Origin of the sequence: Sphingobium fuliginis (genome assembly GCF_004152845.1) — a bacterium.
In the GTDB taxonomy this organism is placed as follows: domain Bacteria; phylum Pseudomonadota; class Alphaproteobacteria; order Sphingomonadales; family Sphingomonadaceae; genus Sphingobium; species Sphingobium fuliginis.
Map to the genome: position 1 here is coordinate 76,016 of NZ_SEON01000012.1, position 6,025 is coordinate 82,040.

Sequence of the window (6,025 nt, forward strand, 5' to 3'; positions counted from 1 at the left end):
CATTCAGCAACCATGGTCGCGACGGCGTAGCGGAAGATGCGCCCAAGGAGGGTCCGCATAGGACGTGCCTTCGTAGCGGCCTGTCTCATCGATGAAGCGCAGGACGGCCACAATCTCCTGCGCCGTGATTTTGGAGACGGGTCTGTTGCCGATCTTGGGATAGGTCTTGTCCAGCAGCCAAGGAATCTTGCTCGATGCGATCTCGGCCATGCCCCGAAAGCGAGCGACCGACCCTTTGCGAGATAGCGATAATTGAGGCGCCAAAGCTCCGCGCCGTTGGTCCGCACGAGAAGATAGAGACCACCGCCGCCCGACAGCTTTAAGTCCTTGGCTTGCGGTTTGGCGTTGGCTAGTTGGTCGCGAACAGGGTGCTCATCGGGGGTATCGTCCTTGCAAAGGACGGAAAACGATACCCTCGGATATACCACCCCTCGTGCCCAATTGGTGCCGTATCTGCCCGGATTTCACCGGACGGTTATAGCTCAAGGAACAACATATTTCAGCCGTTTCCGGGACGTCTTCGGACGGGAAAATGGTGCCAGAAGAGCTTTATCGCGGGGCACCTAAACGATTGATTTCGCAGTCAAATCATAGACTTGCGAAGTCGCCAGAGGGATCATTAGCACGATCTGAATTCGTGGAAAAGGCTGGACGTGAACGGACGGAGCGGTTCGAGCCCCGCTGGCAGCGGCTGGGGTCTGTCCGAAATACGCCTACAATTTTCGGACAGACCGTGGTTGCGACAAAGCTGAGCGATAAAAAGCGTTTATATAAATCAGATTGCGCGATATGGTGATCGATATAAAGGAGTGCTATCGATCATGCGTTGGAATTGGCAACAACCCGACTGGTCTAACTTCGCCTATGACGCGACGCGTCTGAGAGGCCGTGAGGACCAGTTTCTGAAGGGTGCCGGTATTCTGGTCGGTGTCATGGCCCACCTCCATGCCGACGATCGTCAGAACCTTTCCATCGAACTCATGGCACAAGAAGCTGTCGATAGCTCTGCAATTGAGGGAGAGATCCTCGATCGCGCGAGCGTGCAGTCGTCGGTCGCGAAGCATTTGGGGATCAAGGCCGACCACCGCCGAGCCAATGCCGCCGAGGCGGGCGCTGCAGAACTCATGGCGAATCTCTTCCGCAGCTATGGCGAGCCGGTCAGCGATGCCATGCTGTTCCATTGGCACGCCTTGCTCATGAACGGTAGGCGGGACCTCGCCGACATAGGCCGATATCGATCACATGCCGATCCCATGCAGATCGTATCGGGAGCCGTGCACGCGCCGAAGGTGCATTTCGAGGCGCCGCCATCGCAAGCGGTGCCAGGCGAGATGGACGCATTCATTGCCTGGTTCAACGATACCGGGCCGACGGGCCCTTCACCGGTGAGCGCGCTGACGCGAGCGGGTATTGCTCATCTATGGTTCGAGTCCATCCATCCCTTCGAAGATGGCAACGGGCGCCTCGGCCGCGCGATTGCGGAAAAGGCCCTGGCCCAAGGGCTTGACGCGCCCGCAATCACGGCTCTTGCAGAGATGGTCCAGCGCCATCGCAAGGACTATTACGCCCAGCTTCAGCGTGCGAGTATATCCAACCGGATCGACGATTGGCTCGAATGGTTCTCGGATATCGTGCTCGCCGCCCAACAGCGCACGCTTGATCGGGTTCATTTCCTCTTGGCTAAGGCAAAGCTGCTCGACCGTCTCCGCAGTCGGATCAACGCACGGCAGGAGAAGGCCCTGATCCGGATGTTCGCCGAAGGACCGGACGGCTTCAGGGGTGGCCTGAGCGCGGCAAACTACCGGACCATCACCGACGCAGCCCCCGCGACAGCCACTCGCGATCTCGCAGAACTGGTGGAGTTAGGAGCCCTTCGCAAGGAAGGAGAACTGAAGCACACAAGATACTATTTAAACCTCAGCGAATGACCAACCGCCCCGCACGTCAGATATTCTCTGTGCCGTGCGCGGTCAGGCTCGTTCGAGAACAGGCGGGAGCAAGCGTCCGAAAGCGTGATCAGCGGAGGGAAGGCTAACGTCGAGCTGGCGCCGCTAGTTCGCCGATCACTTGCCCGACAAGTCCACGCAACCAGCGGTGCGCCGGGTCGTGACGGTAGCGGACATGCCATGCCATCTCGACGGGGAAGGTGCCGAGATCGACCGGCGCGGGCAGAATATGCAAGCGAGGATCATGCGCTAACCGCCGGCAGATCAACCGTGGTAGGGTCGCAACGTAGTCGGTCACCCCGATCATCTCCGCCACAGCAAAGAAATTGGTGACCGACAGCGCGACCTCTCGCTTCAGGTTCTGCTGTGCCAGCGCCTGGAACAGCCCGGCGCGCATGCGGCCGGGCGGCACCACGTTGACGTGGCGCATGCCCTCGAACTGCTCGCGCGTGATCGCGTCGCCGATGTCCGGATGCCCGGCACGCACGACGCAGTCCAGCGCCTCGTCCATCAGATGCTGAACCACGAGATTGTCGGGCGGATCGATGATGCGGCCGAGCACCATCGCCGTGGTGCCGGAGACGACGCCGGTCTCGGTCAGGTCGTTGCCGTAAGGCGTGAGCCGCAGCTTGATGCGGGGCGCGACTTCAGCAAGCTTCGCTACCAGGACTGGCACGATCACGAACTCGACATAACCATTGGGCGCGATGGTGAAGAGTTGCTCGGCACTGGCGGGGTCGAAGTCCTGCTGCCCGAGCACGGCGTCATCCAGGCTGGCGAGTGCGTCCGCAATTTGCGGCGCCAGCTCCAAGGCGATCGGGGTCGGCTGGATGCCGTAGCGCTCACGGATGAACAGCTGGTCCTTCAGCATCAACCGCAGCCGGGCCAGCGCATTGGACAGCGCTGGTTGCGTCATGCCCAGACGCTCAGCGGCACGGGTGACGCTGCGCTCCTCCATCAGCGCGATGAAGATCGGCAGCAGATTGAGGTCGTAGCGCATGAGTTATGCTCTCACACATATATCTAAAATCCAAGAAATAAACTTCTGCAATGAGTGCGAAAGGCGCATCTCCTGGTCGTCCGGAATGCGGACGAGATCGAAGACAGGAGGTTTCCATGAGCAAGGGTAAGGTTCTGCTGATCGGCTCCAACGCCACCCGCATCGAGGTGCAGGGCAACAAATGGGGCGCTACGGGTCAGTATCTCAACGAGACGGTCGTCCCGGCGATGGCGCTCGAAGCTGCCGGTTATAAGGTCGTGCTCGCCACCCCGAACGGCAGCAAGCCGATCATCGATGCCGCGTCGGACGCGCCGGCGCATTTCGAGAATGACGAAGTGGCCTACCGCGCCGCTCGCGATTATTACGACAACAGCCCCGCCATGAACGCGCCGGTGACGCTACGCTCAGTCATCGATGGCGGGCTCGACCAGTATGCCGGTGTCTTCTTCCCCGGCGGCCAGGCCCCGGTGGTCGACCTGATGCAGGACGCCGAAGTGGGCGAGATCCTGCGTCACTTCCACGAAACGGCCAAGCCGACGGCGCTGCTTTGCCACGGCCCGATCGCGCTCGCCGCGGCGATGGATGATCCGCGTGCGTTCCGCGCCGCGCTGATCGCCGGCGCCGACGACAAGGCGCGCGAATGGGCGAAGAACTGGCCCTATGCCGGCTATCGCATGACGATCTTCTCAGGCAGTGAGGAGAAGGTGGTCGAGGATCACATCCTGCATGCCAAGATGTATTTCGACATGCCGCAGGCGCTGACCGCCGCCGGCGGCAAGGTGGAGACGACCGCCGTGGACTTCGAGCCGAACGTCGTCATCGACCGCGAGTTGATCACCGGTCAGAACCCGCGTTCGGACCACCCCATCGCCAAGGCGCTGGTCAAGGCACTCGACGCGCGGCAGACCGCGTGAGAACTCGGATGACCGGTGGGGCGCTGCGAACGCGCCCCGCCTCGTCCCTCCATCCATTCCAGGCAGGAGCAACCGCCATGACCAGCCATATCAAGATCGTCGCCGTGCTGACCGCTCGCACCGGCAAGGCCGACGCGTTGCGCCATCTGCTCGACGGCATGATCGCGCCTTCGCGATCCGAGCCCGGCAATCTGCGCTACGATCTCTGGACCGATCAGGCGGAGCCGGACCGGTTCGTGCTCGACGAGCTTTATGAAGACGCCGACGCGGTGGCAGCGCATCGTGCATCCCCGCACTTTCAAACCTATCTCGCCGCCATCAACGACCTCGCGGAGCGAAGCGCCTTCACGCTCGCGCCGGCGGCGGTCGCCTGAACGAGATCACAGAAACAGGGATCAACATCATGGCCCTCAAGGACATCCTTCCTCCAAACTCGGCTTCGGTGCCGCGCCGCTCGGTAATATGTTTCGCGCGATTCCCGATGCGGAAGCGCTCGCCACCGTCGAAGCAGCGTGGGACGACGGCATCCGCTATTTCGACAATGCGCCTTTCTACGGCGGTCTCGCTGAGATCCGCATGGGCGAGGCGCTCAGGGACAAGCCGCGCGATCAATATGTGATCAGCACCAAGGCCGGCCGGATCGTGCTCGACGAGGTGGATGATGCGCCGCGCGACAATGGCGAGAAGGGCGCCGTGTTCGCCAATGGGCGACCCAACAACGTGATCAACGACTATTCGCACGACGCGACGCTGCGCTCGATCGAGGACAGCCTGAAGCGCCTGCAGACCGACCATATCGACATCTTCTGGGTCCATGACGTGGCGCAGGACTTCTATGGCGACGAATGGCTGGCGAAGTTTGAGGAAGCCCGCACCGGCGCGTTCAAGGCGCTCGACCGGCTGCGCGACGAGGGCACGATCAAGGCCTGGGGCCTCGGCGTCAACCGGGTCGAGGCGGTCGAGCTGCTGCTCGATCTCGATGGCCCGCGCCCCGATGGTTCGCTGCTCGCTGGACGTTACACGCTGCTCGACCACGACCGTGCGCTCGAACGCCTCATGCCGAAGGTCGCTGAGCGCGGCTTGGGCATCGTTGTCGGCGGCCCCTATAGCTCGGGCGCGCTCGTTGGGGGGCCGAATTTCGAATATGCACCTGCCACGCCGGAAATTCTCGCCAAGGTTGCTGCGATCAAGGCAATTGCGGACCGCTACAGCATCAGCATGAAGGCGGCGGGGCTGCAGCCAATCCGGCGGTGGCAGCCGTCATCCCTGGAGCCAGCCGCCCGCAGCGCATCGCTGAGGACACAGCAGCGTTGAACCAGACGATCTCGGCCGACTTCTGGCGCGAGCTGCGCGATGCAGGTCTCGTCAATCCGGCCGCGCCATTGCCGCTCTGATCCTGATCCGGCGCGGTCTCGGAACCGCACGGTTTGCTAACGTGCGTCCCTGCGGAGGCAGCCTTGTTCATGGTCGTTGACGATGCCGACCGCCTGCCTCCAGGCATAGACGATCGTCGGCCCGACAAATTTTAAGCCGCGTTTTTTCATGTCCTTGGAGATCGACTCCGAGAACGGCGAGGTAGCGATCCACGCGCCGCCGGCGTTCTTGATCGGCTTGCCGTCGGTGAAGGCCCAGCAATAGTCGGTGAAGCTTTCGCCGCGCTCGGACATCTCGCAATAAATCTGCGCGCCGCGAATGGTGGCGCGGATTTTGGCTTGGGCGCGAACGATGCCGGAATCAGCCATCAAACGCGCGAATCGTCCTCGTCGAACCGGGAGACGGTCTACGGGTCGAATCCGGCAAAGGCCTTTCGAAGCCTTTTGGATGTCCTCGAGCGCCGGCCTGATCTGTGCGACGAAGATCCGCCCCGCATGGGTGAGCGAGACGCTGCGCGTGGTACGGTTGAACAGCCGCACCGCAAGCTGTCGCTCGAGCTTGCCAACCGCATTGCTTATGGCCGTTGTCGATATGCCAAGGTCCAGCGCCGCCGCGCGAAACGAGCCGCACCGCACGATGGCAAGAACGGACTCTAGGCCGTAGCGACGATTTAATCATTTGAGCCATAGCATGATGCTGGCGAGTTTGACGAAGCCGAGGAAGTTTGCGGCGAGTTTGTCATAGCGTGTTGCGATACGGCGCCACTGCTTGAGCTTGGCGAAGAAGCCCTC

At 61.8% G+C, this 6,025-nt stretch carries 7 protein-coding genes and 3 pseudogenes; 4 read left to right on the plus strand and 6 right to left on the minus strand.

Annotated features, from left to right (window positions below):
• Positions 1-3: 3 nt before the first annotated feature.
• Positions 4-210, minus strand: coding sequence for a phage integrase central domain-containing protein (locus tag EWH10_RS21830; RefSeq protein WP_044660510.1), 207 nt, complete (start codon positions 208-210; stop codon positions 4-6).
• 50 nt (positions 211-260) lie between these two features.
• Positions 261-428: pseudogene (locus tag EWH10_RS22185) on the minus strand (hypothetical protein); the annotation flags it as partial.
• 393 nt (positions 429-821) lie between these two features.
• On the opposite strand from EWH10_RS22185, the gene EWH10_RS20835 reads away from it, so the two are divergent.
• Positions 822-1,928: a Fic family protein gene (locus EWH10_RS20835; RefSeq protein WP_044660509.1), complete on the plus strand. Its 1,107-nt coding sequence runs from the start codon at positions 822-824 to the stop codon at positions 1,926-1,928.
• A 103-nt stretch (positions 1,929-2,031) separates the two neighbouring features.
• Here the strand turns inward: EWH10_RS20835 and EWH10_RS20840 are convergent, their stop codons facing one another.
• Positions 2,032-2,946 carry a LysR family transcriptional regulator gene (locus EWH10_RS20840; RefSeq protein WP_044660508.1) on the minus strand — a complete coding sequence of 305 codons (915 nt, stop codon included), beginning with the start codon at positions 2,944-2,946 and terminating at the stop codon, positions 2,032-2,034.
• Positions 2,947-3,062: 116 nt separating this feature from the next.
• Here EWH10_RS20840 and EWH10_RS20845 point away from each other — a divergent pair, with 116 nt between their 5' ends.
• From EWH10_RS20845 to EWH10_RS20855, 3 genes are all read left to right on the plus strand, one after another.
• The gene (locus EWH10_RS20845; RefSeq protein ID WP_044660507.1) at positions 3,063-3,860 is read left to right on the plus strand and encodes a type 1 glutamine amidotransferase domain-containing protein; all 798 of its coding nucleotides are present in this window, start codon (positions 3,063-3,065) and stop codon (positions 3,858-3,860) included.
• A 77-nt stretch (positions 3,861-3,937) separates the two neighbouring features.
• The gene (locus tag EWH10_RS20850; RefSeq protein ID WP_044660506.1) at positions 3,938-4,234 is read left to right on the plus strand and encodes a putative quinol monooxygenase; all 297 of its coding nucleotides are present in this window, start codon (positions 3,938-3,940) and stop codon (positions 4,232-4,234) included.
• 88 nt (positions 4,235-4,322) lie between these two features.
• On the plus strand, positions 4,323-5,174 hold the full coding sequence (locus tag EWH10_RS20855; protein ID WP_229742756.1) for an aldo/keto reductase: 852 nt from the start codon (positions 4,323-4,325) through the stop codon (positions 5,172-5,174).
• A 116-nt stretch (positions 5,175-5,290) separates the two neighbouring features.
• On the opposite strand, the gene EWH10_RS20860 is transcribed toward EWH10_RS20855, so the two are convergent.
• From EWH10_RS20860 to EWH10_RS20870, 3 genes and pseudogenes are all read right to left on the minus strand, one after another.
• Entirely contained in the window at positions 5,291-5,602 is a 312-nt protein-coding gene (locus EWH10_RS20860) for a DNA-3-methyladenine glycosylase I (protein ID WP_044662847.1), read from the minus strand.
• A 69-nt stretch (positions 5,603-5,671) separates the two neighbouring features.
• Positions 5,672-5,872 (minus strand): annotated as a pseudogene (locus tag EWH10_RS20865) (LysR family transcriptional regulator); the annotation flags it as partial.
• Positions 5,873-5,908: 36 nt separating this feature from the next.
• A pseudogene (locus tag EWH10_RS20870) lies at positions 5,909-6,025 on the minus strand (IS5/IS1182 family transposase); the annotation flags it as partial.

Coding starts and splice junctions, on each gene's coding strand:
- EWH10_RS21830 (WP_044660510.1), bottom strand. CDS start 210: ATGGCCGAGATCGCATCGAGCAAGATTCCTTGGCTGCTGGACAAGACC.
- EWH10_RS20835 (WP_044660509.1), top strand. CDS start 822: ATGCGTTGGAATTGGCAACAACCCGACTGGTCTAACTTCGCCTATGAC.
- EWH10_RS20840 (WP_044660508.1), bottom strand. CDS start 2,946: ATGCGCTACGACCTCAATCTGCTGCCGATCTTCATCGCGCTGATGGAG.
- EWH10_RS20845 (WP_044660507.1), top strand. CDS start 3,063: ATGAGCAAGGGTAAGGTTCTGCTGATCGGCTCCAACGCCACCCGCATC.
- EWH10_RS20850 (WP_044660506.1), top strand. CDS start 3,938: ATGACCAGCCATATCAAGATCGTCGCCGTGCTGACCGCTCGCACCGGC.
- EWH10_RS20855 (WP_229742756.1), top strand. CDS start 4,323: ATGTTTCGCGCGATTCCCGATGCGGAAGCGCTCGCCACCGTCGAAGCA.
- EWH10_RS20860 (WP_044662847.1), bottom strand. CDS start 5,602: ATGGCTGATTCCGGCATCGTTCGCGCCCAAGCCAAAATCCGCGCCACC.